This is a genomic window from Rhodopseudomonas sp. AAP120 (assembly GCF_001295845.1).
Lineage (GTDB): Bacteria > Pseudomonadota > Alphaproteobacteria > Rhizobiales > Xanthobacteraceae > Rhodopseudomonas.
The window spans coordinates 211,659-237,833 of sequence record NZ_LJIC01000015.1; the positions used below are offsets into that span (position 1 = coordinate 211,659).

Genomic DNA, 26,175 nt, shown 5'->3' on the forward strand with positions numbered 1-26,175 from the left:
GGCGAACAGGGCGGAAGCTGGAAAAAATCTCAGGAAAGCATGGCACGGCGGGCGTGCGTCGCGATTTTGGGGGGTACCCCGGCCGGCCACCCGGGGGGGGTGGGTTCCGTCCGCCGTCCGATTTTTTCGCGGGTTGAAGACGGCGCCGCCGGCCGGAGGACAACTCGACGGCCGGCGGCGCATCACCGCAGATCGGGCCTGCACTCCCGACTGCGATGATTTGGGATCAGCGTCCCGGCGATGCCAAGGCGCTGATATCGTTTCACTTCTCGGTTCGACCTTGCGCGTCGCCATTCGACACGCTCGGCGACACGTCGATAAGTCGTTGATTTTGCTCGCTCGGTGCATCGAGGTCCTGCAGGTACAGCCACGGCGGCCTTGGCGTGCCGTCGGCGGCGATCTGCGGGCCACCTTGCCCTGAGAACATCATCGTCAACCCGGGAACGGGCTTTCCCTGCGCATCAACCGGCGCCTGCTTCGCGTAGAAGTACGGCCGCAGGTCGCTGCGGATCTTCTCCAGCCGATCGAACGCCTCGGCCACATCACAGCCCAGCTCGGCCGCGAGGCTCTCCGGCGTGTGCAACAGCCACCGCGCACTCTCCAGCAGCGGATCGCCGATCGTTTTGCGCACGAAATCCAGCATTTCGCGCGTGGTCTTGTTCTGCGCGCCTGGCGGTCGGCCCCTGCGGTTCGTCGCGACGCGCTCGGCCATCTTCCGATGCTCGCCCTCGTGGTCGACCGGATGGAACCGCGTCGGCGGCAGCAGATCGAACTGCACCTCGGCGCCGCCGGTCCGCGCTTCCGCCCGCGCCGCCGCCGCCAACACTGCTTCCGAGGACTGTTTTCGCGTCATGTGCAGCCTTCCGCTTGATTTTCCGGGCATATTTAATTCAGCCGCAGCGCCGGCAACCGGCGAAGATCGGCCGTCAGTGTCTTCAGTGTCTTTTCGACTGGATGACGCAAATCATTGATCAATCAATTCTATTTCTATTTTCAGACACTGTAGACACAGAAGACACCGCTTGCTCTTACGCGCGCGCCCGCGCGCGCATGCACATGCGAGGCTGCACCCTGTCTAGGTGTCTTAAGTGTCTGCTATCGCGATTTGTGATGATGTTTCAGCGGCTTGCGCCATCCAGCGGCGTAGACATATGGCTATTTTGGTGTCTTTCGCCCCCGCGCCCGGTGGCCTGAGGCGCGCCGCGCGGCGACGCTGCCACCGATCCGAGGCCGTCAACCGGGTTCGATCACTGTCTGCAGACAAATCAGAGCCCGCGCGGCGCCGTCGCCGCTCGGCGGCGCGTCGTCGGAAGCCTCAAAGGCGCGGCGGCGGGACAAGCCGCGCGGACCGATTAGAACGCCATCGGGCGCGGGCGCGGGAGACGCGAGGGTGATTGGGCGCGGGCCAAAGCAAAGGCCCCGGCGGTGACCGGGGCCTCGGTAGATGCGGACAGATGGCGAGGGATCAGCGCAGCGGCACGACGTTGCCGCCGCTGTCTGCTGGCACGGGCAGCGCCTCGATCAGCGTGTAGGGGATGAACGTGCCGCGATCCTGGCCGATCACCGTGCGCCGCTGCGGCTGCGTCCCGGCGAGCCGCCGCAGCGCCGCCACATGCCGGCCGGCAGCCCAGGGCGTGCCGGCAAACAGGTGCTTGTGGATCAGGCAGTTCGGCACGAATAGGCCTTCCGGATCATTGGTCACGGCGAGCAGGCCGAAATTGTTGCGCAGCGCCTGCTGGGCGTTGTCGACACCGTCCATCGCTGCTTCCAGCGCGTGGCGCAGCGTGCGCTCCTCCGAGCCGTTGACGCTGGGGATCGCCACTGTGCCGAGCAGATGCAGCAGGCAGCGACGGCCCTCGTCCATTTCCTCGAGGACGCTTTCGCTCACCTGCGGCAGCCCCAGACGCTTCCACAACCGCGCCGCGGCGCGGGCACCGTGGATCATCCGGCATTCCCGCAGCGTCGCCAGCTTGGCCATATGCTCGGCCAGCGGCCCGTCGGCACTCGGGAATTCGCTGAGCGGATCGGGCGCGGGCGCCGGCCTGTCCGCCTGCTGCGCCCGCCAGTCCATGAACACCCGGATGATCTCCTCGCGAACATCAGCAGCCTTGGCGCCTTCCGAAAACATGCAGATCAGCATCGATTGCGGCTCGTTGAGCCAATAGGCGAGGCTGGGACGCCCGCCGGCCGGGGAGGTTTCCGCCACCATGGCGGAAACCTCGCCGTAGCGAGTTAGCTCTTGGGTGTTTCGTTTGATCAGATTGCGGATCTTGTGCGGATCGGCGAGATCGAGCGCGCTGGCGAGCGACAGATCGAGCACGCGAGGCTCGGTTCCTACAAGTTTGAGGTCGTTCGGGGAGATGTGGCGGGTCATAGCAAAGCCCTCTCAGTGGCGGGTTACCGCGACCATGGGCTTTCTCGACCCGCTGGTGGCGGGGGCTAGAAACCTGCTGAGAGACAGGCGGACTTCTTCGACCGCTCGCGCGGCTTATACCGTCGCACCCCCGCCATAGGGGCATGTCGTGTCTGATTTAGGATTCGACAAGGCCGTCATGACGGGGCAGCATCCGCTCTCAGAGAAGGAGTTTCTAGCTCCGCCCTCAAAATGCGCGTTCATTGAAGTCTCGTCAAGGGCTTGGGTCAATGCACTACATTCGTGCACTGTGTTCCCGTATCATGCTGCTCTGGTTTGGTCGATCAATCGGGCTGTCTGCGGAGGAGCGAGCCCAGGAAATGGCCCGCGCTCGTGAGCGCTTCCCGGACGATCCCACCTTGCGGCTAGCCGAGATCGTCGATCAGCCAGAGCGCCGACAGGTGTAAGAAGACACCTCCTCTGGCGTCGCCAACTGGAAAGTTGGTTTGATCGCGGTCCGTGCGATCGAGATCAGAACGTCGCGAAAACAGAGCGGCGTCGCCTCTCTGATCCGAGTCTTGTCCTTGCCGCCGATCATTGCGGCGACGCCAATCCGGCGCGCTTTTTCGTATCCGTAGCGCTCGACAGCGACGGGATGCAGTCGCTGCGGTGATGGCCCCCAGATCAGTTCTGGCAGGTGACAGCGCACCGCGTAAAGCCACGTCGGCTTGCGGCTGAAATGGCCGTAGTGTCCCTGCTCGACATAACAGGTCCAGCCCCCGTGCCAGTCTGCTGTAACCCACCCTCCGCGCCTAGGTGGCCGACTGATCCCGAAATGCGCCCACGCTCGGCTCTCCGCCGGATGCTCCAGCACGCCACCGAACTTGCGCACCGAAGCGAGCGCCGCGGCGAAGCATCCGTCATCAGCGCCGAGCTGAAACTGGTGAGGCTTGCGGGTGCTCCCATGCCAGAAACGTCCCCACCGCTGACAGGGCGGATGCGCGACGACGGGGTACGGCCCCTCATACAGGCGCGCATCACGCGAGATCGGCCATGCGTCGACATGTGGGAGATTGCAATAGCAGCCGCCCTCAGTGACATAGAGCGCGGCGATCAGTCCGGTCTGCATCAAAACGGCACCTCCTCCAGCAAGGCCGGCTGCGCGCGGCGCAGGTTGGCTTTGAGCTTCATGACGATCAGTTGCAGCGCCGGCGCTTGGCCGAAGCCGTAGCGGTTGGCGGCGTTCTCCGAGTGGGTTGCCCAGCGCAGATTGGCGCGGCGATTGTCCAGGGTGCAGCCGTTGATGTGGTCGACCACGAGCTGCGCGGCATCGGCGCGGGGCTCGGCGCGCAGCATGATCTCGCGATGCATCCGGACCGTTGCGCGGCTCTTGCCGGTGTTGCGCTTGGCGTACATCTGCCAGCGCGTCCGGCCGGCATGCCAGACGTTCCAATTGCGCTCGACAAGCCAGCCGTAATCGATCGCGTCGACCAGGCACCACACCTCCTCGCGCTCGCTGAGGATGATCGCGCGCCACGGCGTGCCGGACAGGTCGGGGATGGTCATTCTTCTGCTGTGATAGCGATTGGCTTGAACAACCTGCCAAGGCCGTTTGACGCGGCGCGCTGTAGCGCTTCAGCGCCGCGGGCGCCGGCCGCCAACAACGCCGTTCCCTGAGCAGGCGACTTTCCAGGCTTACCGCGCTCGATCCCATACTCAGGGTCATCAAATCCGGCGATGAACCTGATCTTGCGGCCGACGAAAAGAACAACGTCTGCGCGCGGCGCGAATCGCTGCCACCACGGCGCCGACGTCCGATCTGGCACCAAGGCAATGCCGTCGCCGTGCTCGAAGAACGCATCAAGCCACGGCGCGAGCCCGTTCCGACCGCCAAACGGTGCGTTCATCCAGACGAACCCGGGCCAGTAGGGGGCATATTTCAGGCCATCGTCCTCCTTCGTTAGCCAGAGCCGCGTCGGCACATACTGGCGCAGCGGAGGCGAGGCGACGTCAATGTCAAACTCGCAGCCAAGCGCCTGAAAGACGTGCGGCGGCGTGTACCACTCGTCCGACTTGCCGACGCATTGTTCGTGCAGGGCCATGATCAATCCTGCTCTCTGGTTGACACTCACCGCTCCGGTGCCGCGTGGTACTTGTCGAGCACGATCAGCGTGCAGCGCTGCTGCGCGCCGTCGATGGTGACCTTGTTGATGTCCGCGTTGGTGATCATCACGCCGGGGACCGGGCATTGCCGCAGCGCGTCCTTCCAGGCACCGTGCTGCCAGTCGCTGCCTTCCAGATGCTCGGCCACCTTCGTGCTCTTGTTCGGCACGGCGAGCACCCATCCGGCCGCCGGCAGGCCGTAGCGCATCAGCGCCTCGTTGAGGCCGATGCCCTGCGCGCGCATCACGCCGGCAACCAGCTCGTGGGTGTTGAGCAGACCAAAGCCGGCGACGTTGACGTGGCGCTTCGCCGTGGCGCGGTCGATCTCCGGCTCGATCGCGGCGCCGTCGTCATCGGTTGTGCGAAGTCCCCAAATCACCTGCCCGAGGGTGTTGAAGCTGGCGTTGCGCCACGCCTTGACCGAGGCGGTCAGGATCTGGTCGACGCATTGCCGATAGTTCGGCTTGGCGTCCTCGATCTCGGGCAGCGCGTCGGCGGCAAGCAGCGAGGCCCACTCCCGCTCCTCCTCCGGCCCGAGCGGCACATCCAGCTCGGCGGCCAGCTCCGGCCCCAGCATCAGCGCCGCACAGGCCAGCAGCGTGCCGTAGGTGTCCTGGCCGCGGTTGGTGTGGCCGCCTTCCGCCAGCGCGCGGGAGAACCGCTGTTTTTCGGCGCGGAAACCTTCGCCGGCTTCGCCCCAGCCCTGCATCATCAGCGCGAGGATCATCGGCCCGGCGGTGTCGGCATTCACCGGCGCCGGCCGCTCCTGATTGAGGTCGAGCGGCAACAGCCGCAGCACGGCGACGCGGCTCATGTCCTGCGCGCTGCGCAGCGGGTTGTTGATGGCGCTGAACAGGAACGCCGAGCGCATCTGGAATTCGCTCGCCTCGCCCTTGGTCGGGCCGCCGCGCCGGCCGATATCGCCGCTCGACGACGTCCGCATCAGGTGCACCACGTTGTCGAGCTTGCGGCTGTCGGCGTCGGGCTCCAATTCGTCGAGCGCCACCGGGCGAGCGTCGTGCGCCATCGCCTGATAGATGCCGGCCGCCGTGGTATCGGCCGACCGAAACAGCGCCTCGCCGAAAATGTCGCGCAGTGCGGCCTGCAGTGTGCTCTTACCCGTGGCGCGGTCGCCAAGCAGCAGGCAGGCGCTGCGCCAGTCCAGCGCGCCGCCCAAAAACGCGACGCCGATCCAGCCGAGCAGCAGCACCGGGTCGACCTCGGGCCGCGTCCAGTGCCATTTGCGGAAGGTGGCGAGCAGCTTGCCGGCGGGGTTGTCCTCCAGCCCGATCGGCTGGGTCCAAGGTTCGGGCAGCGCCGACAGCCGCGGGTAAAGGTGCTGCTCGATCATCCCGGTCGGCAGGGTCGAGAACTTGCCGCGGCGGCATTGCCAGATCGCGTTGCCGGCGTGGTAGACCAGCGCCCCAGAGCGCAGCGTCCACGCGCCGCGTCCGCGCATCTTGTCGTTCGGCGAGAAGAAGCCCATCCGCGCGCAGGCTTGAAACAGGATTTCCTTGATGTCGTCGGCCTCGAACGAGACGATCTCGGCCGGCTTGGTAACTACGCCCTTCTTGTCGACGACGGGTTTCGACCAGCGCGGGCACATCCATTTCGGATAGTTCGGCGTATCGCTGTAGAGATCCTGAATGCCGACCTGATTGAAGTCCGCGGCCTTCATCACGCGGAACTGCCCCATGCTGTCGATCACGTATTTGTAGGCGCCCTCGAAGCCGATCGGCATCACCGGGCTTTCGCATTCGGGGTCGGACGGCATGCCGTAAAGGTCGGGCGTCCACTGCCCGGCCAGCACCTTGTTCGGCCCGCGCGGCTCCATCGGCGGCGTGTCGCGCCGCATCTTCTTCTGCCGCTCGATCTCCCGCGCCGCCCGGTCCATGGACACGACGTTGGCGCGGTTGCCGGCGGATGTTTTCTTCGGATCGGCCACGGGAATTCCGGAAAGTCAGAGAGAGGCGGTGCGGCCGGGCGAGCCCGGCCGTCGATCGCGCACCGCTAGAGCATCCCAAGCGCCTGCATGTAGGTTTCGAGGATCGTCTCCGCCTCCGCGCGTTCGTTGGCGTCCTGCTTGCGCATGCGCACGATCGTCTGCAGCGCCTTGACGTCGTAGCCGTTGCCCTTGGCTTCGGCGTAGACCTCGCGGATGTCGTCGCTGATCGTCTTCTTTTCCTCCTCCAGCCGCTCGATCCGCTCGATGATCGCCTTGAGCTGATCTTTGGCGATCCGCACCGCCGGTTCATCCTGCACCGATGCACCAGTAACTGCGTCCATCATCCCTCTCCTCTCAACGTGTCGTTGATGTCCCTGCCGCCGGTCTTGGCCTCACCACGGAATGTCGTCGTCGGACTGATGGGCGCAGCCGGCGGCTTCGATCGCCTTTTTGCCTCTGGCGTAAAAGAACGACGCCAGTTCTCCGTCCTGGTTTTCCCGCGCGAAGATCTCGTGCGCCATCCACAGCGCCCGGCCGCTGTGCGCCAGCAGCGTCTGCAACTCGGCGACCTTGGCTGCCATGTCGCGGATGTCCTGCGGCTTCAAGCAGTGCTTATCACGGAAAGCGCGTTCGGTAGCGAAGTTCGCCGGCATGTGGCAGGAGAGGCGTTCATTGGGCAACGACTTCGCCACGACAAACCCATCATTGCCGAGCAAATCCCGGATGTAGTTGAGTAGCGTCGACTTGCCGCTGCCGGGAGCGCCATGCGCATGCAACTCCACCAATGTCGTTTCGTCCTCCATCATCCCTCTCCTCTCAACGAGTGATCGTTCGATACTCGTAGTCCTCAGCGAAAAAGCCTAAACTGAACCGGATGCCGACCGTTCTGCGCTCGATCCATTCGAGCCAAACCAGTTCGCCCTCAATCTCTCGCGGGATGATTGCGAAGATGCGGTGCCATCGGCGCTGATCGCGCAGGGGAAACCGCATCATCCCTCTCCTCTCAACGTGTCGTTGATGTCCTTGCCGCCGAACGCGGCGAAGTCGGCGACGGCGCGGCCGGACGCGCGCAGCGCCGCCATACCGGCGTCGAAGGCGGCGACCGCCTCCGGCTTGTCCCAATCGTTCTGTCGGTGCACCATCACGGCGTCGATGCAGTCCGGAAGCCGGCTCGCGACGTTGGCGATGTTCGACAACGAGATCGCTGCCCACCATCGCCAGTCCGGCTTCGCCAGCACGCCGGTCAGGCCGTCCTCGACGCCCTCGGACAAGCCGAGCGTCTGCAGCACGCCATGCTCGCAAGCCTCTCGCACCGACAGATGCCCGTCGCCGCGCCACAGCGGAATGACCAGCCCCTTGAAGTCGCCGAGCACGCGCCGCGCCTTCTGCGCCTTGCCATCGGGCGCGGGCGGGATGTCCGCCTTGTCGCTGCCGTCCGGCCGCAGCCAGGTCTGATGCACGGCGCGGACGCGGCCTTCCGCATCGGTGCAGCAGGCGATCAGTGCCGGCCCGAAATACTCACCGACCCGCAGATTGCGCCGGTCGCGGATCACGTAGCGGTGCTGCGGGGCGAACCGCAGCGAGCCCGGCGCGAGGCAGCCGCCGCGCGGCCCGATGAACGGCGGCGCCGACAGGTCGATGCCGCGGCGCTCGCGCAAGTAATAGTCGGCCACGGTGCCCAGCACCGGCTGGGCATTGACGAAGATTGCGAACGCCGCGGCGGCGCGGCGCTCGGCCTGATCGCGGCCGTCCTTCTCGGCCTGCGCGCGGCGTTCGGCGGCGGCGGCGCGGTCGCGCGCGAGCTGCGCCTCGTCGATCCGCCCGAGCCCGAGCCGCTGCATCGCCAGCCGCGCCGCCGGCTCGGCGCCGCGGTTCGCCAGATCGTACCAGCCGTTGCAATAGGCGATCAGCTCCAGCGCCCGGCCCTTCTCGGTGCCGTTGAAGCGCTTCCAGCTCAGGCCGTCGGCGCGCAGGCACAGGCCGAAACTGTCGTGGCCCTGCCCGAGCGGATCGTCCAGCACCGTCCATCCACCCCGCCGCGGCAGATCAAGCCCGCACAGGTTCAGCACCTCGCCGATCCGGTCGTCGAGTATCCGCTTGAGATCTTCCCAGCCCTGGCGGGTGCGGAGGTTGATGGTCATGCGCCGGGCTTTGTCACGATCAGTTCGTCGATGATCAGAAGAAGGTTCTTCGCGTCGTTGCGCAGCGGTTCGTGGTTGATCGGCCAGCGACGGGCGAAGCCCCACTTCGCCAAGAAACGCTCGTTCTCCAGCGCCATGTTGCCGAGCACCGTCCGGCACTGCTTGAGCGCATTGATGAGCGCCTCAGCGCCGTCAGGCGACAGCCATCCAGCGTCCATCAGACGGTCTATCTGACGATCGTCATCGTAGAATTCGTCGCCACTGCCCCATGCTTCCCAGCTCATCGTCCCTATCCCTTCACCAGATCCATCATGCTCTGCATCAGTGCGTCGAATTCCGGCGAGGTGTCGCGTTCGGCCTCGATCTCGCTGACGGTCTTGTGCACGGCCTGCCGGCTGATCCCGAGCGCGTGGCCAAGCGCGGCCTTACCGATCATCAGCCCTTCGGCGAGCAGGTAGACCGCGCAGCGTCGCAGCCGCGCTGCCTGCACATAGAGCGGATCGTTCGGCCGCTGGTTTTTCAGATCCTGCGACAGGATCACCTGGCGGTCCCAGCCGGTTCGGTCGGCGAGCTGCCCTTGGATCATCCGCAGCAGCGCGAGACAGAGCGTGCGCTGCTCATCGACGACGGCGCCGGCGGCGAGCCGATCGAGCGCGCCCATCAGCCTTTCGATGGTCGCGGACTTCGCGACGCAATTGCCGATCCGAATTTCTCGATAGGTGTTCGGATGGATCTGCGCGGCGCTGCAAAGGCGCGCCACCGCAATGCCGAGCGACGCGCGACGCGTGTCGATGCGCTTGAAAGACGCGGTTGACGAATGGATACCAACGGACTTTTTCGGGGCGGTTGACGAATGGATACCAACGGCGTCTTTTGGGCCGGTTGACGAATGGATACCAATGGCGATTTTTGGCGTAGTTGACGAATGGATACCAACGCCGCCGAGTGCCGTGTCGGCTTCGATATCGAGCTGCCGCGGCGCGACCCGGCCGTGCGCCGGATCGGTCGGGGCCGACAGGTAGGAAGCCGTGGTCATCGCGGCCTCTTGTGCTTGAACGCCTCGGGCCATTCCTCGCGCAGCGCCTGCCAGTTCCCGTCGCGCCAGCACACGAGGAATTCCAGCCGATCGTAGTGATCGTCGATCAGATCGACCGCGTAGCTGATTGCGTTCTCCGCGCTGATGGGCGGCACACTCGCGACGATCGCCGCTTGCTCGTTTCCCGCCATCGCCTCACGCCTCCCGCTCGAAGGCCGCGCGGCCCTCGTTCATGAATGCGGCGATGCTGTCGAGCATCTGCTGATAGTTGTCGCGGTCGATCGCCTCTGCCTGTCGCTTAGGCGCGGCAGTGAGTGCCACTGGCCGCGTCCGCGGCGGCGGCTCGAACCGCATCGCCAGTCGCGCGTCGCGCTCGCGGCCGAATTGCTCCATCCAGTCCGGATAGTCGAACCGGGGCCGCGGCACGATCGGGAATAGGATGATGACGCATCTCATGGCGTCGGCCTCGTGTTGGCGCGCTGCTCCAGCGCGCGGATGAGATCGTTCTGCACATGCGGCAGCATCGTTCCGATCGCGCAGATGTAGTAAGTGGTCAGCTCGCGATCGTGGCGGTGCAGCGCGCGATCGGCGAGAACCACCAGCGCCGCGAAAGCGATGCTGTGATCGTCGACCGCACGCGCCGGCTGTTCGCTTGGCCGGCGCGCCGCGGCGGCGACGTCGGCGGCGAGTGCGTCGATGACGTGTTCTTCGAAATTCGGCCGGCGCTGCATAGCGCGCTCGGCGCAAGCGATCAGCCGGTTGAGTACCGAGACGTCGTCGGTCGGCAGCGCCGATGCGGCAGCGGCGCCGGACAGTGCCGACAGATGGTCGAGAGGACTTCTCATTTCGGCCGCCAGTGCAGCGCCAGCGTACAGGCGCCGTCGTTCACGCCCATGGTGATCGCCTTGATGGCGGCGTTCGGATTGCGCGCGATCCAGCCGTCGATTTCGCGCTGGATGTCGATGCGCACATGGTCGGGCCATGTGTCGAAGCGGTGCGCGACGCCGCCCTGCTTGAGCTCGAATTCGTTCATCCGCTTGTGGATGTAGACGATGCCGCAGCCGTCGAGATCGAGCGGATGGATCTGCTCGCGCTGGCTCGTCATCTGCTTGTCCTGCGACCGCGGCACGTCGAACAGTTCGGCGCCCATCGCCCTCTCCTGTCAGGAATGAAAAAGCCTCGCCGCCGCGGCGGCGACGGCGAGGCAGTTGGCGGCGATGCCGGCCATGACGGCCGCCGCGATCCAAGCAGCCGCAAGACGAGCGTCCTCGGCCTGCTCGGGGGAGACGTGTTTCGGGGATCGAGGCGTCATCGGGCGCATCCGTGGGCGAGCGCGTTGCAGATCAGTCCCGCGATAGCGACGCGGCGGCGCTGCCGCGCGACGGCGAGCGCCGCCGCAATCGCCGCCTCCGGCGCGACAAATCGCGAGGCGATCTGCGCCGTGTCGAACCCGGCGGCGAACAGATCACCGGCCGCGGAGATCAGGAATTCGTCGCTTCGCGCCTCGGCGGCCGTCATACGCCGGTTTGTTTTCGGGAAGGCGGAAGCATCAGGCCGCATCGGCCTGCCCCCGCGTAAGGCGCAGGCCCCGGGCGATCAGCAGGCGCTCGATCGTCGCCATCTCGGCGTCGAAATGGCGCGGCAGCAGATCGGCGAGCACAGCGCGCTCGCGCTCCGACAGCGCGGCCTCGACTTTGCGCAAGCTCGCGGCGACAGGACCGCGCCGGCGGTCTGCGGCCAGACCGGAAATCGTCTGTTCGTGAACGCCTGCCGCCCGGGCCAGCGAAAGTTGACTAAATCCGACAGATTTCGCCCGTTCGAGGATGGTTTTATCCATTGCGATTGGTCCGCCCGTCTGTTCATATGACTTCTGTCACACGCAAATCTGATTTGCGGCGTCCACGCAAGTGGAAAATCATCACGTCGCGTTAAGGACCAGTGCGGTTCATTTTCGGCAACGATTTCAACCACACACAAGGGTGAGGCCTGTGGGAAGATCGCCGAAGAGCCGAACCAATGCTGCGCTGCGAACTTCACAGCTAGCCTGGCTGGACGCGCTGGAGCGTCACGCGGAAAAGACGGCGACTGAGTTGGCGCGGGGAGCCGATATCGACCCCTCGACCCTGACGCGCTTCAAGTCGACAGACGGGCGCACGATCTCGCCGCTGACGATGCAGCAGCTCGCCAACCGCTGGCAATTCGCGCTTGATCCGACCATTTCGGGCAGCGTCGACAGCACGAGCTTTGCCGCCGAGGCCCAGCCCTACAGGTCGTCGGGCGTGAAAACCCCGCTCGATCATGCGCTCGATGCCTTACGCGCCGGCTGCATCGATTGGACCGCATGGACCGTTCGCGCCCGCACCATGGAAGCCGCCGGCTTCCTACCGGGAGACGTGGTGCTGGTCGATCACAATGCGCGCCCGAGCGACGGCGACGCCGTGCTGGCGGAGATCTACGACTTCGATCGCTCTAAGCCCGATCTGGTATGGCGAAGGCTCCGCACCAGCGGAAATATACAGCTTCTGGTGTCAGCGTCGTTCGACCCCAATCTAGGCGAGCCGGCGCTGGTCGACGGCAAGAACGTCAACATCAAGGGAGTGGTGCTCGGGCACCGCCTGCGATCTGTGAATAAGGCTGCATAAGCTCAGATGAATAAGGTTTCATGTGAAACGAAACCATCTGTCATGTGACTTCTTGCATATCTAAAATTGACTGATATCATGCCCGCGTTCGATTTGAGCGGAGGGCGATATGACTGTTCCACAAACCACAAATTTGCCGAAGCGGCGAGGCGATAAGCCTGCGATCAGTGTCGCCGCAGTGCGGCTGACCGACGAGCGTGGCGACAAGGTCGAAGCGGTCGGCACTCTGACGATCGCGGGCGGCATCGCGCCGCTGGCGATCCTCTTGCGTGGCAAGGTGTACCAGCCGGCGTTGACGTTCGCCGACGGTACGCTGAACTACCGCCACGTTCCGGCGTGGATCGCCGACGGCGTGCTGCAGCTCACTGGGGAGCCGGCGGCGTGACGCCGCGGCATGTCGAGGCGTTCGGCCGCGCGCTGCTGGCGGCCAGCGCCGCCGCGCCGCCGCCGGCAACGCCGCTCCCGCCGGAATTGCGGCTCGGCATCTGGCGCGCGCCCGACGCCGCCACCAGCCCGGCGCAGTCACCGCAGCGGAGCGCGCCGCAATGACTGCATCCGCCGCATGGGCTCCGCTCAATACCGCCGAGATCGTCGCGCGCTGGCCCGAGATCCTATTCGCCTGCGCGACGCTCGCCCTGTTCACCTTCGCCATGCTGCCGAGGAGGCCGCGATGACCCAACCCGATCAGCGCCCTGTGTCGGCGCAGGAGCTGGCCGACCGGCTCGGCGTCTCGCTCTGCACCGTCTACAAGCGCCACGAGCGCTGGCGGCTGCTCGACGGTATGCCAGCGACGATCCGCAAGGGCCGGCTGTCATGGGAGCGTTCGGGTATGATGGCGTGGCTGACGCGCCACCACCCTGCCCGCGCCGCTCAGGCGCCCGCCAACGACGCCGCGCCGCCGCCTGCGGCGGTCACCGTCGAGGAGCACCGGACGCTGCTGGCGGCCGCCTACGGCCCGGCGCGGGCCGCGTCCGGCGCGACGGCGCCTTGACAGCGCCGGGCGAAGCGCAAAGGCTTCGCCTCGCCCTCTCCGCTGCACCGGAGCCCTACCGATGGCCCAGCCCAAGACGCCCTTCATCCAGTGGCGCGAGCAGCCCGACCGGAGCTGCCGGCCGCGCTTCGCCCCCTCATCCCGTGAGATCGCCCTCGGTTTTTCGGGGTGCGATCTGCAGCACCCGGACGGGCGCTGGTACAGCTTCGAGGACGTCCGCCTCTGGCTCTACGGGCCGGACGGCCGCAGCGGCACCTATGGGGCGATCGTCGCGGCACGCAAGGCCGGCAAGGCTGGCGGCAGCAAGGCGGACAAGGGGAAGCCGGGCAAGTCAAAGGAGCCGCGCGCCGCCGCGCCGGCGCCGCGGCTGCGCCGCACCGTCGCCGACCTAATCGAGGACTGGCAGCGCAGCCCGGAATTCGCCGCGCTGCGGCCGGCGACGCGGCGATCCTACGTGGCCGGTTGCAACGCCATCCTGTATCGCCCGATGGATCGCACCGCCGCCGCCGATCACCGCAAGCGCCAGCGCGCCGCGGCGCTGCTCGGCCAGCCGGCGCCGCAGCGCGAGGCCGAAGCGATGGCCGGCGCGCTGCCGGCGGCGATCGGCCGACCCGAGCTGCGCGCGTTCTTCAACTACCTGCGCGAGGCGCGCGGTCACCACATGGCGCTGGCGACCATCACGACGCTGTCGGCGGCGCTGAGCTGGGGCACCGAGAACATTCACTGGCGGCTGCCCGCCAATCCGCGGCCCGGCATGGAATTCGAGCGACCCGACGGCCGCGTGGTGCTGGTGACGATGACCGAGTTTGTCGCCTGGGTGGCGGCAGCCGACGGCATCGGCCGCCTCTCGATCGGCGACAGCTTCTATCTCGCCCTGTTCACCGGCCAGCGCCAGACCGACCGGCTGGCGATGCGCGACGAGAGCGAGGAGACCGGCCGCCACGCCTTCCGCCAGAGCAAGACCGGCGAGCTGGTCGATATCAAATCGGCTCCGCAGCTCGTGGCGCGGCTCGACGCCGCGCGCGCCCGCGTCGCCGAATTAAAGCTCAAGCTGGGCCTGCGCGAGCTGCCGCCCGAAATCGTCGTGAACGAGGACGGCGCGCGCCCCTATGACGAAAGCACCTACCGCTATTGGGTGTCCGTCGCGCGCGATATCGCGGTGTTCGGCTGGCCCGCGGGCATCGGCCGGCAGCAGGCGATCAATCGCGCGCAGGCGCTCGCCGCCGAGCTGCGCTCCGCCGAGCCGACGCTGCTCGCCGGCCCCGATCTCGAGACTTTGGATGCCGCCGCCCGCAATCGCGCGATCGAGGACAGGAGCCGCGCACTGCGCGCCTGGCTCGACGCTGCGGCCGGGCGCGACGCTGCCGCCGGCTGGCGCCTCGCACCCACCCCGTCGCTGCTGTTCGTCAATCGCCGCGGCGCGCTCGACGCCAAGCACGATCAGGATCTGCGGGACACCTGCGTCATGCTGCTAGATCGCGCCGGCTGCGATCTCTTGACGATCAGCGACATCACCGGCCACAGCTACAAGTCGGCGCAGACCATCGTGAAGCACTACCGCGCCCGCAACGCCGCCCGCGCCGACGAAGGTATCGACCGGCTGGTGCTGCAGGTTCGGAAAGAGGGGATGACGGGATGAGCGAGCAACCAGAATTCTTTTGGGCCCCACCGGACGGCGCGAGCATCGTTGGCGTAACGAAGTTCAGGAATGTCGTCGTAGTCGCGACCAGCTCAGGCGTCTATACGATCGGGCCTGACGGAGCACCGGACGAGTGGACTGTTCGCAAAATCAGCGACCAGATCGCCCGCGAACCGTCGGTGAGGAAGGGGATGGCGGGATGAGCTACAAACCTTGCCGAACTGGCGTTCACATCTGCGGCCGCGATCGAGACGAGATCGAGCCTGTCACGATCGCGAACTATCCAACCCGCTCTCAAGCCGAAGCCAACGCCGCTTTCGAGCGAGCGAGAGCAGAGGCGGAGAGCGACGATTATTTTGACTGCGTCGTCGATCTGATGGCTGCCGGCGACATCATCGACGATTTCCGGACGACGCGACAGATGCTGCCGCGCATCGCCAAGGCCATCGCGGCAGCTACCCCTTCGGGTAGCTGTACCGGCTCTGATATCCGGGCGCGTCGCTCTGGCGCGCCTCGCGGCATTTAGTGGGCCGCCCGCCGCAGCGCGAACAGCGCATCCTGAGCGCCAGTTCTGCGATCGTCATCTGGCCGAGCTCAAGCCGCGGGCGGCGGCTGCGGATCATGACGAACGGCACCCACACGCTTATGCGGCAGGCGTCGCACCAACAGTCGATATGAGTGTAGCCCTGTTCTTCGAGCATGGAGATCTTCATGCCCGCACCGTGAACAAGTCGAGAACAAAGTCAATTCTGTCGAATGGCCATGTCGAATGTCGAATGGCGGTGTCGAATGTTCTCGTTTGTTCTGGTGGATCGTTCAGAAAAGTCTAAGCGCCTCAGCGACTTGACTTGGTGGGCGCACTAGGGCTCGAACCTAGGACCCGCTGATTAAGAGTCAGCTGCTCTACCAACTGAGCTATGCGCCCCCGAACCGACCAGAGGTTTCCGTTCGGGACGGCTGCGTTTAGCAAAGCGAATCGGAGATGTCCAGCAAGCCGGACGACATTTTTGCGTCAGTCCGGATTTCTTGTGGACCGGAGAAAACCGCCGGCCCTCCGGCGGTTTTCTTGGTCGAACGGCGGCGGATCAGAGCCGGCGCGGGCCGCCGTCGTCGTCGTGGTCGTCCATCATGCCGGGGCCGCCACGGCCATCCGGGCCGCGATCGCGGTTCCAGCGCGGGCCGCGGTCGTCGTCATCCCGGTGCATCCGCGGGTGATGGCGCGGGCCGCCGCCCCAGCCGCCCTCGAACCGGGTCAGAACGCGCAGGCGGCGCTTCTGGCCCTCGTCCAGCGACTTGTAGAGCGGGTCGGCGGCATCGGCGATTTTCTTCATCGCCGCGGCGGTCGCAGCCATGGAGTCGGCGCGGTCGCGCAGCCGCGCCACCGGATCGGCCGCCTTGCTGTCGCGGTCCTCGTCACGCGCCTTCATCCGCGCCTCGGCGCGGTCGATCCGCAGCTTGGCGAAATCCTTCACCGCGGCTTCGAGCGGCGGCCACAGCTTTTCCTGATCCGGAGTCAGCTTGAGCCCGGCGTGGACGGCAGCGATCCGCGCATCGGCGAAGGCGGCGCGGTCCTCCGCGCTGGCCCACGGGCGGTGATCGCGGTGATGGTCGAACCAGCCGTGATGCTGGGCGTAAGCGGCCGAGGAGCCGGCGAGAGCCAGCACGGTGACGCCGGCGAGCAGAACCTTCTTCATGGAAACCTCCTTGCAAAGGTGTCCCGAAGATGAGGTCGCCGCCCTGCCCGATCAACTTACGCTTTGGACAGAAAGCGGAAGATGACCAAGATGTCATCTTCCGCCTTGTTAGTTCCAGTTCAGAACGTTTCGCTGTGTATCAGCGTGTTGCTATCAGTCGTTCAGAACACGTTCATACCGTCTCACAGCATCCCGAGCATGCGCGGCAGCCATAGCGAGATCTCCGGCACATAGGTGACGACGCCGAGGAAGGCGACCATCGTCAGCAGCCATGGCATTACCGCGACGGTGAGTTCGGTAATGCCCATCTTGGCGATGCCAGAGGCCACATAAAGGTTGAGGCCGACCGGTGGGTGGCACATGCCGACTTCCATGTTGACCACCATCAGAATGCCGAGATGCACCGGATGGATGCCGAGCTTGACCGCCACCGGAAACAGGATCGGCGCCATGATCAGCACAATCGAGGTCGCTTCCATCACGTTGCCGGCGAGCAGCAGCAGGATGTTCACCACCAGCAGGAACACGATCCAATTGACGCCGGCGGTCGACATCCACGCGGCGATCTGCTGCGGGATGTTCTCGTTGGCCATCAGGAACGAGAACAGCACCGCATTGGTGATGATGTAGAGAATCATCGCGCTCATATTGGCCGAGCCGAGCAGCACCTTCGGCACATCCCGGATCGACAGGTCGCGATAGACGAACACCGCGATGACGAACGCATAAACCGCGCTGATCGCCGCTGCCTCCGTCGGCGTGAACCAGCCCGCATAGATGCCGCCGAGCACCAGCACGATCAGCAGCAGGCCCCAGATGCATTTGCGGAAGGCGACGAACCGCTCCGCCCAGCTCGCTTTCGGCAGCCGCGGATAGTCGTGCTTCCAGGCGCGGTAGAAGGTGGTGAGGCCGAGCAGCGTCGCCAGCATGATGCCGGGGATGACGCCGGCCATGAACAGCTGGCCGACCGACGCCGACGACACGCGGTTGCCGGCCGGGTCGAGCGCGATCGAGCCGCCGGTGGCCACCGAATACACCACCATCACGATCGACGGCGGAATCAGGATGCCGAGCGCGCCCGACGTGGTGATGACGCCGGCGCCGAACCGCTTGGGGAAGCCCTGCTTCACCATCGCCGGCAGCATGATCGAGCCGATCGCGATCACCGTGGCGGGCGACGAGCCCGACACCGCGGCGAACAGCGCGCAGGCGATCACCGCGGCGAGGCCGAGACCGCCGTGCCAGTGGCCCACCATGGTGGTGGCGAAGTTGATCATGCGGCGCGCGACGCCGCCGTGGGTGAGAAAGTTGCCGGCAAGGATGAAGAACGGGATCGCCATGATCTCGAAGTTCTCGATCCCGGTGAACAGCTTCAACGACACCGCCTCGACCGGCACGTTGGTGAACAGGAACACGAAGGACAGCACCGTCAGGCCGAGCGCGATCGAGATCGGCATGCCGGTCAGCATCAGGACGATCAGCAGCGAGAAGATCAGAGCGGTGTTCATCGCACCGCCTCCGCCGCTGCCGCCGCCGATCCCGGCATATGCGGCTCGTCGATGCCTTCGACATGGCTGTGGTCGTGGTGCGGCAGGTGATCGTGGCGGATGAAGTGGTACGCCACCTGCAGGAAGCGGAAGCACATCAGATACGAGCCCAGCGGGATGCACAGGTAGACGATCCAGCTCGGGATTTCGAGATCCGGCGAGGTCTGGTTGGTGTCGATCAGGCCGTAGACGAATTTGGCGCCCATCGTGCCGATGATGAAGGTGAACAGCGCGCCGCAGAACAGGCCGAACAGGATCGTCACCTTGCGCCAGCGCGGCTGCATCACGTTGACCAGCACGTCGACGCCGACATGGATGCCGGTGCGCACGCCGTAGGCGGCGCCGAATTTGGCCATCCACACGAACATGTAGATGCACAGCTCCTGTGCCCAGGACAGGTCGATCGGAAACAGGATGGGATAGAACAGCGGGATCCCGACCAGATAGCGGTGCATCACCGCGACGAAGATCAGCAGCGTGGCGCCGCCGATCATGGTCGCGATCAGGATCTCCTCAAGCCGGTCGAGGATGCGCAGAAACATTCATCTCCCCCTAATCGATCGGCCGCCCGGGCTGATCCGTCGGCGGCCGTTATTGGTGCCGGACGCGCGGTGCGGTCCGGAAATACAACGGGCGCCCGCGCTTGTCGACGCGGGCGCCCTCTGGCGATCTCAGTTGGTCGGCCCGCCGCCGCTCTCCTTGATGAAGTCGGCGATCAGCGCCTTGCCGACCCGTCCGCCGACGTCGTCATAGACCGGCGCCATCGCCTTGCGCATCGCGGCGTTCTGCTCGGGCGTCAGGGTGATGATCTCGGTCTTGCCCGACTTCTTCATCTCCTCGAGCGCCTCGTCATTTTCCTTCTGCGACTGGTTGTTGCCGTATTCGGTGGCTTCCTTCATCGCCTTGTCGAGCTGGGCGCGAAGGTCGGCCGGAATGCCGTCCCAGAACTTCTTGTTCACGATCACCGCGTAGCCGATGTAGCCGTGATTGGTGACGGTGGTGTACTTCTGCACCTCGTGCATCTTCTGCGTGTACATGTTCGACGGCGTGTTTTCCTGGCCGTCGACCACGCCGGTCTGCAACGCCTGATACACTTCCGAGAACGCCATCACCTGCGGGATCGCGCCGAGCGAACGGAACTGCGCGTCGAGCACCTTCGACGACTGAATGCGGAATTTCAGGCCCTTGTAGTCCGCCGGCTCGATCAGCTTCTTGTTGGCGCTCATGATCTTGAAGCCGTTGTCCCAATACGCCAGGCCGGTGATGCCCTTGGCGTCGAGCAGCTTGAACAGCTTGGCGCCGACCGGACCGTTGGTCACCTTGCGCAGCGCCGCGATGTCCGGAAGGATATACGGCAGGTCGAACACCTCGAATTCCTTGACGCCCGCCGGGCCGAACTTGGAAATCGACGGCGCCAGCATCTGCACGGCGCCGAGCTGCAGCGCGTCCAGCTCTTCCTTGTCCTTGTAGAGCTGCGAGTTGGGATAGACTTCGACCTTGACCTTGCCGTCGGTGTATTTTTCCGCCAGTTCCTTGAACTTGTCGGCGGCGAGCCCCTTCGGGGTGTTCGGCGCGGTGACGTGGCTGAACTTGATGACGATCGGCGATTGCGCGGCGGCGGGGCCGATCAGGGCCAAAAGCGCGGCCGAGGCTGCGGACAAAATCAGCTTACGCATGGGACTTCCCCCTGGATTTTCTAGGTGCGCGATAACGCACAGGCTCATGTCCCCTTACAGAGACTCGGACCTAAAAGCCATTGTCGTTTCGGAGGGTGTCGGCGCGCAGCGGTGTCATGCTGTGCCGCAAAACGAAAACGCAGCGCCGAAGCGCTGCGTTTGGTGGCGTACCAAGGCGATCTGCCCGCGGCGTCAGCCCGCGACGGCGACCGACGGCGCATCCTCGCGGACGTCGCGCTTGCGCTTGGCGACGATCTTGTTGAGCGCGCCCAGATAGGCCTTGGCCGAGGCGACCAGGGTGTCGGGATCGGCGGCGCGCGCGGTCATCGAGCGGCCCTCGTGGCTCAGCCGCACCGACACTTCCGCCTGCGCGTCGGTGCCTTCGGTGACGGCGTGAACCTGATACAGCTCCAGCTTGGCGTCGTGCGGCACCAGCGCCTTGATGCAGTTGAACACCGCATCGACCGGGCCATTGCCTTCGGCTTCCTCGATCCGCACCTGGCCGTCGACGTCGAGCTTCATGGTGGCGCGCTGCGGACCGTGGGTGCCGGCGATCACCGTCAGCGACACCAGCTTGATCTGGTCCTGGCCGTGCGTCATTTCTTCGTCGACCAACGCTTCGATGTCCTCGTCGTAGACGTCCTTCTTGCGGTCGGCCAAGGCCTTGAACCGCACGAACACGTCTTCGATCTGGTTGCGCGACAGCTTGTAGCCGAGCTCTTCCAGCTTGTGGATCAAGCCGGCGCGGCCGGAGTGCTTGCCCATCACCAGCGAGGTGCCCTTCACGCCGACGGTCTCGGGCGTCATGATCTCGTAGGTCTGGGCGTTCTTGATCATGCCGTCCTGATGGATGCCGCTCTCGTGCGCGAACGCATTCCGGCCGACGATCGCCTTGTTGTACTGCACCGGGAACGAGGTCGCGGCCGATACCGTCTTGGAGGCGTGGGTCAGCATCGTGCTCTCGATGTTATTCCAGTACGGCAACTTGTCCTGACGGACGCGCATCGCCATCACCACCTCTTCCAAGGCGGCGTTGCCGGCGCGTTCGCCGATGCCGTTGATGGTGCATTCGATCTGCCGGGCGCCGCCCTGAACGCCCGCCATCGAATTGGCGACCGCCATGCCGAGGTCGTTGTGGCAATGCACCGAGAACCGCGCCTTGTCGGAATTCGGCACGGTCTCGCGTACCTTGCGGAACAGCTCGCGATATTCCTCCGGCACCGAATAGCCGACCGTATCCGGCAAGTTGATGGTGGTGGCGCCGGCCTTGATGGCCGCCTCGATGCAGCGGCACAGGAAGTCGAATTCGGTGCGGGTCGAATCCTCGGCCGACCATTCGACGTCGTCGGTGTGGTTGCGGGCGCGGGTCACCGACGAGATCACCATCTCGTAGACCTGCGCTGCTTCCATCTGCAGCTTGTACTTCATGTGCACCGGCGAGGTGGACAGGAAGGTGTGGATGCGGCCGCGCTCGGCCGGCTTGATCGCCTCGGCGCAGCGGTCGATGTCCTTATGGGCCGCCCGCGACAAGCCGCAGATCACCGAGTTCTTCGAGCGCTTGGCGATCTCGTGCACCGCCTCGAAGTCACCATCGGAGGCGAACGGATAGCCGGCCTCGATCACGTCGACGCCCATGTCGTCGAGCATCTTGGCGACGTTCAGCTTCTCCTCGAAGGTCATGGTGGCGCCGGGGCACTGCTCGCCGTCGCGCAAAGTGGTGTCGAAAATGATGACGCGGTCCTGCTCGGACTTCGAAGTCGTGGTCATGAAAGATTTCCTTGGTTTAGGGCGCCGTCTCTGCGGAGATCGCGGCGCGATTGGGTCTGGCATTCTTGCGATCCCCTGAGTGCCCAGGCGCACGCGCCCAGACGGCCCTCAGGGGCGAATAAGCAGAAGCAGCCCGCCAAGCGCGAGGGTGATCAGCGCGAGGGTCTGAAGCGCGGCCTGACCGATCGGCGCAGCCGGAATCGCGGACGCGGCGATTGCCGCCGTCCCCTGCATCCCAGCCTTGTCGCCGCGAATCGTCATATCCGACACCTTGAGGTCCCTATCGTGCGCGCCAACCCATAAAGGAAGGGTAACGAGGAGAGTCGACGCAAGTCGCCGATGGACCGAACAACTATCTTTCTAGACGACCTCGCCAAGGGTCCGCAACGGCAAATGATGGGCAAAAATCGTCAAAAAACGTCAGAAACCCTGACCTAAACCATCGTCGATGCGGCCTTGCGCAGGGGCGGGTTTCCTCAGTCGGCGAAACCGCTTATGGCTTGGGACGAGCTGACACCACAGCATGGAGCGACGCGTTGAACTCGATCGATCTGGCCTCGCTGGCCGCCGCAACCCCCACCTTGCGCCATGACTGGAGCCGCGAGGAAGCCGCCGCGATCTACAACTCGCCGTTTGCCGATCTGATCTTCCGGGCGCAGACCATTCATCGCCAGAGCTTCGACGCCAACGCGGTGCAGTGCAATCAGCTGCTCAACGTCAAGACCGGCGGCTGCGCCGAGGATTGCGGCTATTGCAGCCAGTCGGCGCATCACGACACCGCCCTGCCCGCCTCCAAGCTGATGGACCCGAAGAAGGTGATCGAAGGCGCCAAGGCGGCGCGCGATGCCGGCGCGACGCGCTACTGCATGGGCGCGGCCTGGCGCTCGCCGAAGGATCGCGACATGGCGCCGATCATCGAGATGGTGAAGGGCGTCAAGGCGCTCGGCATGGAAGCCTGCATGACGCTCGGCATGCTGAGCGATGATCAGGCCAAGCAGCTCGCCGACGCCGGCCTCGATTACTACAACCACAACGTCGACACCTCCGAGGAGTTCTATTCCTCCGTGGTGAAGACGCGCAGCTACTCCGACCGGCTCGATACGCTGGAGAAGGTCCACGACGCCGGCATCAAGGTGTGCTGCGGCGGCATCCTCGGCCTTGGCGAGAAGCCGACCGACCGCGTCGAGATGCTGCGCACGCTGGCCAACCTGCCGCAACATCCGGAGAGCGTGCCGATCAACATGCTGATCCCAATCGAAGGCACGCCGATCGCCAAGACCGCGACGCCGGTCGATCCGTTCGAATTCGTCCGCACCATCGCGCTGGCGCGCATCATGATGCCGAAGTCCGACGTCCGCCTCGCCGCCGGCCGCACCGCGATGAGCGACGAGATGCAGGCGCTGTGCTTCCTCGCCGGCGCCAACTCGATCTTCATCGGCGACACCCTGCTGACCACGCCGAACCCCGGCGACAGCAAGGACCGCGCGCTGTTCGCCCGCCTCGGCATCACGCCGCGGGATGACCTCGGGGTGCATACGCACGGGTGAGGCTTGAGACTGGGCCTGAGGCTGAGGCCGAAGCGCGCCCACAGAAACGCCGTCATGGCCGGGCTTCGACCCGGCCATCCACGGACGCAGGCACCGAGCGCGTAGCAAGACGTGGATGGCCGGGACAAGCCCGGCCATGACGAGGTTGCTACTAAGTTAAGTCGAGATGCCGGAGCCACCGTTAGTCACGCACGCACATCTCCCCGTCATTGCGAGCGAAGCGAAGCAATCCAGCCCGGTGCTTGGCGCTGGATTGCTTCGTCGCTTCGCTCCTCGCAATGACGTGCGTTGATCGTCGCCGTGCCTTAATCGTCGACGCGTCTTAATCGTCGCCGTGCAACAGCATCGTGAGATACGCGGTCACGAACCGCGGCATCGTCGGTAGGAAGTCAGCTTTCGACCGCACCAGATGGATGCCGCTGAGCTCCGGCTTGGTCTCGCGCGACAGAAAATGCTCGATCCGCGCCTTGAGCGCATCGCCCGGCTGATCGACATCGAGAATCCGCAGCATCGCCACCAGCGGGCCGGCCTCGACGCAGTGCCAGTGATCGGCGGCGTGATAATCGAGCCGGGTCAGCCCGGTCTCTTCCTTGACTTCGCGGGCAACGCTGGAGGCGATCTCGAGGCGGCGATTGCGGACGTCGGAGGGATCTGGCGTGCCGCCGGCGAAGTACACCTTGCCGGCATTGGCGGTGTGGGCCCCCATCACGCCGAGCACGATCGCGCCGTCGCGGGCGCGGATCACGCCCATGCCGAAGCCGTTGAACACCGACGCGTCGGGAAAGCCCCAATCCCGCCACGCCATGAAGCTGGCGAAGTCGGTCTCGAAATACTCGGCGCTGAAGTACACGCCGTCGAACCGCGGCTGGCGCCCCACCAGCACGCGCCCGTTCCACAGCTCCGGCTTGTCGCGTTGCCGCTCGGCGAAATGCGCGTCGATCTCGGCGCGGCGCTTGTCGGCGAACGACCAGACGTGATCGCTCACCCACAGGTCGAGATGCGTGACGCGATGGATCGTGACAGGAACCTCAGGGGTCACGCAGGCACCTATCTGGCGGCGCCCGACGTCTTCGCCTGTTCGACGAAAGCGTTGGTGTAGGTCTTGGTGACGTCGATATTGGCCTTCGCCACGTCCGGCGAACTGGCGCTGAACACCGCCAGCACCGCCTCGGCGCCCTTCGGATCCATCAGCCCGGTGATCGAGTACATCGGAATGGTGTTCTTCAGCGCGGCGACGTATTGCGCCTTGTCCTTGCCGACGATGTTGGCCGGCATCTTGTCGGCGATCTCCTCGGCCGAATGCGCGTGGATCCAATTCAGCGTGCCAAGGATCGCATGGGTCAGGCTCTGCGCCTCTTTCGGATGCGCCTTGATCCACGCCGTGGTCGCGTACAGCGCGCCGCCCGGATAGTCGCCGCCGAACACCTCGCGGGTGTCGTGCTCGGTGCGAGTGTCGCTGAGGATGCGCAAATCACTGTGCGCGGCCTGCAGGATGGTCACCGCCGGATCGAGCATCACCGCGGCGTCGATCTGGCCCTGCTGCATCGCCGCCACCGCGGTGGCGCCGAGCCCGACGCCGATCACCGAAACATTGTTCGGATCGACGCCGTTCTTTTTCAGGAGATACTTCAGGAAGAAGTCGGTCGACGAGCCCGGCGCGCTGACGCCGACCTTCTTGCCGGCCAGATCCTTGATCGACTTGACCTCCGCGGTATGGCCGGGCGACACCGCCAGCACCAGCCCGGGATAGCGGTCGTACACCACGAAGCTCTGCATCTCCTGCTTCTTGGCGGCGAGATTGACGGTGTGGTCGAAATAGCCGGAGACGACGTCGGCGCTGCCGCCGAGCACGGCCTTGAGCGCGTCCGAGCCGCCCTTGAGGTCGACCAGTTCGACGCTCAGCCCGGCCTTGTCGTATTCGCCGAGTTGCTTGGCCAGCACGGTCGGGAGATAGCACAGGCAGGCGCCGCCGCCGATCGCGATCGTCACCTTGCTCTGCGCCGACGCGGCGCCCGCGGTGAGCAGAACCGCGGCGAGCGCAGCGGCAATGGACTTGAAACCGGCCTTCATGGCGTCTGTTCTCCCCGGACGAAACGGTCAGGACAATATGCCAAAGCCGCGCCGGGCTCTAGTCCGCCGGCTGCCCGCTCGGCTGCGGCCGCCACACCAGCAGGCGGCGCTCCACCACACTGACGGCAAGATCGATGACGATGACGAACACCGACAGCACGAACATCCCGGCGAACACGCCGGCGACGTCGAATGCGCCCTCGGCCTGCTGGATCAGATAGCCGAGCCCGGCGGCCGCGCCGAGATATTCACCAACGACTGCACCGACCACCGCAAAACCGATCGCGGTGTGCAGCGAGGAGAACATCCAGGACAGCGCCGACGGCCAGAACACGTGGCGCATCATCTGCCGTTCGCTCATCCCCAGCATCCGCGCGTTGTCGACCAGCGTCGCGCTGGTTTCCTTGACGCCCTGATAGACGTTGAAAAACACCACGAAGAACACCAGCGTCACTCCGAGCGCCACCTTCGACCAGATGCCGAGCCCGAGCCACAGCGTGAAGATCGGCGCCAGCACCACGCGCGGCAGCGCGTTGACCATCTTCACATAGGGGTCGAACACCGCGGCGACCCGCGGCTGCCGCGCAAACCAGAACCCGACCAGCACGCCGGCCACCGAGCCGATCGCGAAGGCCAGCAGCGACTCCCACAGCGTGATCCACAAATGCTTCCAGATCACGCCCGACGCGAACCAGGCGAACACCTGCCCCACGACATCCACCGGCGTCGAAAAGAAGAACGGCGGCAGCAACAGCTTGCCGCCAATCGGCACCGTACTGAACACCTGCCACACCACCAGCGCGGTGATCGCGACGAGCAATTGCAGCGCGAGAAGCTTCAGCCGCGGCATGGCGAGGCTCCCGTGTATTCACCGCTTCGTCGCCCAGTAACGAGGCGCCTCCGCTCCCCTCCCCCTTGCGGGGAGGGGTCGGGGGGGGGGGGACCACAAGGATGGCGTCCCTTT

General features: G+C 65.5%; 36 protein-coding genes and 1 tRNA gene. 8 read left to right on the plus strand and 29 right to left on the minus strand.

Features of this window, described 5'->3' with window-relative positions; genetic code table 11:
• Positions 1-262 precede the first annotated feature (262 nt).
• From IP86_RS03015 to IP86_RS03090, 19 genes are all read right to left on the minus strand, one after another.
• Entirely contained in the window at positions 263-853 is a 591-nt protein-coding gene (locus IP86_RS03015) for a hypothetical protein (RefSeq protein ID WP_054161027.1), read from the minus strand.
• A gap of 612 nt (positions 854-1,465) precedes the next feature.
• Positions 1,466-2,374, minus strand: coding sequence for a hypothetical protein (locus tag IP86_RS03020; RefSeq protein ID WP_156332368.1), 909 nt, complete (start codon positions 2,372-2,374; stop codon positions 1,466-1,468).
• Between the two features lie 421 nt (positions 2,375-2,795).
• Positions 2,796-3,482 carry a hypothetical protein gene (locus IP86_RS27925; RefSeq protein WP_245290515.1) on the minus strand — a complete coding sequence of 229 codons (687 nt, stop codon included), beginning with the start codon at positions 3,480-3,482 and terminating at the stop codon, positions 2,796-2,798.
• On the minus strand, positions 3,482-3,919 hold the full coding sequence (locus IP86_RS03025; RefSeq protein ID WP_054161029.1) for an HNH endonuclease: 438 nt from the start codon (positions 3,917-3,919) through the stop codon (positions 3,482-3,484). The genes IP86_RS27925 and IP86_RS03025 overlap by 1 nt, the downstream gene beginning before the upstream one ends.
• On the minus strand, positions 3,916-4,455 hold the full coding sequence (locus tag IP86_RS03030) for a DNA N-6-adenine-methyltransferase (RefSeq protein ID WP_054161030.1): 540 nt from the start codon (positions 4,453-4,455) through the stop codon (positions 3,916-3,918). Before IP86_RS03030 ends, IP86_RS03025 begins: the two co-directional genes overlap by 4 nt.
• Positions 4,456-4,481: 26 nt before the next feature.
• Positions 4,482-6,461 (minus strand): hypothetical protein, encoded by a 1,980-nt coding sequence (locus IP86_RS03035; protein ID WP_054161031.1) that lies wholly within the window; start codon positions 6,459-6,461, stop codon positions 4,482-4,484.
• Positions 6,462-6,526: 65 nt separating this feature from the next.
• A complete protein-coding gene (locus IP86_RS03040; protein WP_054161069.1) occupies positions 6,527-6,802 on the minus strand; it encodes a DUF2312 domain-containing protein in 276 nt (91 codons plus the stop codon).
• Between the two features lie 51 nt (positions 6,803-6,853).
• Positions 6,854-7,267 (minus strand): hypothetical protein, encoded by a 414-nt coding sequence (locus IP86_RS03045; protein WP_054161032.1) that lies wholly within the window; start codon positions 7,265-7,267, stop codon positions 6,854-6,856.
• Between the two features lie 10 nt (positions 7,268-7,277).
• The gene (locus IP86_RS28485; protein WP_156332369.1) at positions 7,278-7,451 is read right to left on the minus strand and encodes a hypothetical protein; all 174 of its coding nucleotides are present in this window, start codon (positions 7,449-7,451) and stop codon (positions 7,278-7,280) included.
• Positions 7,451-8,602 (minus strand): DUF7146 domain-containing protein, encoded by a 1,152-nt coding sequence (locus IP86_RS03050; RefSeq protein WP_054161033.1) that lies wholly within the window; start codon positions 8,600-8,602, stop codon positions 7,451-7,453. Before IP86_RS03050 ends, IP86_RS28485 begins: the two co-directional genes overlap by 1 nt.
• The gene (locus IP86_RS03055; protein WP_054161034.1) at positions 8,599-8,886 is read right to left on the minus strand and encodes a hypothetical protein; all 288 of its coding nucleotides are present in this window, start codon (positions 8,884-8,886) and stop codon (positions 8,599-8,601) included. The genes IP86_RS03050 and IP86_RS03055 overlap by 4 nt, the downstream gene beginning before the upstream one ends.
• Positions 8,887-8,891: 5 nt before the next feature.
• Positions 8,892-9,710: a hypothetical protein gene (locus IP86_RS03060; protein WP_156332370.1), complete on the minus strand. Its 819-nt coding sequence runs from the start codon at positions 9,708-9,710 to the stop codon at positions 8,892-8,894.
• Positions 9,635-9,829 carry a hypothetical protein gene (locus IP86_RS28960; protein ID WP_054161036.1) on the minus strand — a complete coding sequence of 65 codons (195 nt, stop codon included), beginning with the start codon at positions 9,827-9,829 and terminating at the stop codon, positions 9,635-9,637. Before IP86_RS28960 ends, IP86_RS03060 begins: the two co-directional genes overlap by 76 nt.
• Positions 9,830-9,833: 4 nt before the next feature.
• The gene (locus tag IP86_RS03070; protein ID WP_054161037.1) at positions 9,834-10,094 is read right to left on the minus strand and encodes a hypothetical protein; all 261 of its coding nucleotides are present in this window, start codon (positions 10,092-10,094) and stop codon (positions 9,834-9,836) included.
• The gene (locus IP86_RS03075; protein WP_054161038.1) at positions 10,091-10,483 is read right to left on the minus strand and encodes a hypothetical protein; all 393 of its coding nucleotides are present in this window, start codon (positions 10,481-10,483) and stop codon (positions 10,091-10,093) included. The genes IP86_RS03070 and IP86_RS03075 overlap by 4 nt, the downstream gene beginning before the upstream one ends.
• A complete protein-coding gene (locus IP86_RS03080; protein ID WP_054161039.1) occupies positions 10,480-10,788 on the minus strand; it encodes a hypothetical protein in 309 nt (102 codons plus the stop codon). Before IP86_RS03080 ends, IP86_RS03075 begins: the two co-directional genes overlap by 4 nt.
• A 12-nt stretch (positions 10,789-10,800) precedes the next feature.
• Positions 10,801-10,950 carry a hypothetical protein gene (locus tag IP86_RS28490; RefSeq protein ID WP_156332371.1) on the minus strand — a complete coding sequence of 50 codons (150 nt, stop codon included), beginning with the start codon at positions 10,948-10,950 and terminating at the stop codon, positions 10,801-10,803.
• Entirely contained in the window at positions 10,947-11,156 is a 210-nt protein-coding gene (locus IP86_RS03085; protein WP_054161040.1) for a hypothetical protein, read from the minus strand. The genes IP86_RS28490 and IP86_RS03085 overlap by 4 nt, the downstream gene beginning before the upstream one ends.
• Before the next feature lie 31 nt (positions 11,157-11,187).
• Complete coding sequence (locus IP86_RS03090) at positions 11,188-11,475, minus strand: helix-turn-helix domain-containing protein (protein WP_054161041.1); 288 nt, start codon at positions 11,473-11,475, stop codon at positions 11,188-11,190.
• Between the two features lie 151 nt (positions 11,476-11,626).
• Between IP86_RS03090 and IP86_RS03095 the strand changes: the two genes are divergently transcribed.
• From IP86_RS03095 to IP86_RS28500, 7 genes are all read left to right on the plus strand, one after another.
• Complete coding sequence (locus IP86_RS03095; RefSeq protein ID WP_197279601.1) at positions 11,627-12,280, plus strand: LexA family protein; 654 nt, start codon at positions 11,627-11,629, stop codon at positions 12,278-12,280.
• A 109-nt stretch (positions 12,281-12,389) separates the two neighbouring features.
• Positions 12,390-12,665: a hypothetical protein gene (locus tag IP86_RS03100; RefSeq protein ID WP_156332372.1), complete on the plus strand. Its 276-nt coding sequence runs from the start codon at positions 12,390-12,392 to the stop codon at positions 12,663-12,665.
• Entirely contained in the window at positions 12,662-12,829 is a 168-nt protein-coding gene (locus IP86_RS28495; RefSeq protein WP_156332373.1) for a hypothetical protein, read from the plus strand. The genes IP86_RS03100 and IP86_RS28495 overlap by 4 nt, the downstream gene beginning before the upstream one ends.
• On the plus strand, positions 12,826-12,954 hold the full coding sequence (locus tag IP86_RS29560) for a hypothetical protein (RefSeq protein ID WP_283804767.1): 129 nt from the start codon (positions 12,826-12,828) through the stop codon (positions 12,952-12,954). The genes IP86_RS28495 and IP86_RS29560 overlap by 4 nt, the downstream gene beginning before the upstream one ends.
• Positions 12,951-13,271, plus strand: a complete 321-nt coding sequence (locus IP86_RS03105) for a helix-turn-helix domain-containing protein (protein ID WP_054161044.1) — start codon at positions 12,951-12,953, stop codon at positions 13,269-13,271. The genes IP86_RS29560 and IP86_RS03105 overlap by 4 nt, the downstream gene beginning before the upstream one ends.
• Positions 13,272-13,332: 61 nt before the next feature.
• Entirely contained in the window at positions 13,333-14,910 is a 1,578-nt protein-coding gene (locus IP86_RS03110; RefSeq protein WP_054161045.1) for a site-specific integrase, read from the plus strand.
• Between the two features lie 199 nt (positions 14,911-15,109).
• On the plus strand, positions 15,110-15,436 hold the full coding sequence (locus tag IP86_RS28500; protein WP_156332374.1) for a hypothetical protein: 327 nt from the start codon (positions 15,110-15,112) through the stop codon (positions 15,434-15,436).
• A 323-nt stretch (positions 15,437-15,759) separates the two neighbouring features.
• On the opposite strand, the gene IP86_RS03125 is transcribed toward IP86_RS28500, so the two are convergent.
• The 7 genes from IP86_RS03125 to IP86_RS28505 form a co-directional block, all read right to left on the minus strand.
• A tRNA-Lys gene (locus IP86_RS03125) sits at positions 15,760-15,835 on the minus strand.
• Between the two features lie 160 nt (positions 15,836-15,995).
• Positions 15,996-16,604 carry a Spy/CpxP family protein refolding chaperone gene (locus tag IP86_RS03130; RefSeq protein ID WP_054161048.1) on the minus strand — a complete coding sequence of 203 codons (609 nt, stop codon included), beginning with the start codon at positions 16,602-16,604 and terminating at the stop codon, positions 15,996-15,998.
• Positions 16,605-16,786: 182 nt separating this feature from the next.
• Positions 16,787-18,112 carry a TRAP transporter large permease gene (locus tag IP86_RS03135; RefSeq protein ID WP_054161049.1) on the minus strand — a complete coding sequence of 442 codons (1,326 nt, stop codon included), beginning with the start codon at positions 18,110-18,112 and terminating at the stop codon, positions 16,787-16,789.
• A complete protein-coding gene (locus tag IP86_RS03140; protein WP_054161050.1) occupies positions 18,109-18,693 on the minus strand; it encodes a TRAP transporter small permease in 585 nt (194 codons plus the stop codon). The genes IP86_RS03135 and IP86_RS03140 overlap by 4 nt, the downstream gene beginning before the upstream one ends.
• A gap of 129 nt (positions 18,694-18,822) precedes the next feature.
• Positions 18,823-19,827, minus strand: coding sequence for a TRAP transporter substrate-binding protein (locus tag IP86_RS03145; protein WP_054161051.1), 1,005 nt, complete (start codon positions 19,825-19,827; stop codon positions 18,823-18,825).
• Between the two features lie 192 nt (positions 19,828-20,019).
• Complete coding sequence (locus IP86_RS03150; protein WP_054161052.1) at positions 20,020-21,594, minus strand: 2-isopropylmalate synthase; 1,575 nt, start codon at positions 21,592-21,594, stop codon at positions 20,020-20,022.
• A gap of 108 nt (positions 21,595-21,702) precedes the next feature.
• On the minus strand, positions 21,703-21,855 hold the full coding sequence (locus IP86_RS28505) for a hypothetical protein (RefSeq protein WP_156332375.1): 153 nt from the start codon (positions 21,853-21,855) through the stop codon (positions 21,703-21,705).
• Positions 21,856-22,130: 275 nt separating this feature from the next.
• On the opposite strand from IP86_RS28505, the gene bioB reads away from it, so the two are divergent.
• Positions 22,131-23,141, plus strand: a complete 1,011-nt coding sequence (gene bioB, locus IP86_RS03155; RefSeq protein WP_054161053.1) for a biotin synthase BioB — start codon at positions 22,131-22,133, stop codon at positions 23,139-23,141.
• A 322-nt stretch (positions 23,142-23,463) separates the two neighbouring features.
• Here bioB and IP86_RS03160 read toward each other — a convergent pair whose 3' ends face one another.
• Genes IP86_RS03160 through IP86_RS03170 form a run of 3 tightly spaced genes read right to left on the minus strand, consistent with a single transcriptional unit; the run spans position 23,464 to position 26,061 of the window.
• The gene (locus IP86_RS03160) at positions 23,464-24,180 is read right to left on the minus strand and encodes an NUDIX hydrolase (RefSeq protein ID WP_054161054.1); all 717 of its coding nucleotides are present in this window, start codon (positions 24,178-24,180) and stop codon (positions 23,464-23,466) included.
• Between the two features lie 8 nt (positions 24,181-24,188).
• Complete coding sequence (locus tag IP86_RS03165; protein ID WP_054161055.1) at positions 24,189-25,211, minus strand: ABC transporter substrate-binding protein; 1,023 nt, start codon at positions 25,209-25,211, stop codon at positions 24,189-24,191.
• Between the two features lie 58 nt (positions 25,212-25,269).
• On the minus strand, positions 25,270-26,061 hold the full coding sequence (locus IP86_RS03170; protein WP_054161056.1) for an ABC transporter permease: 792 nt from the start codon (positions 26,059-26,061) through the stop codon (positions 25,270-25,272).
• Between the last annotated feature and the right edge of the window lie 114 nt (positions 26,062-26,175).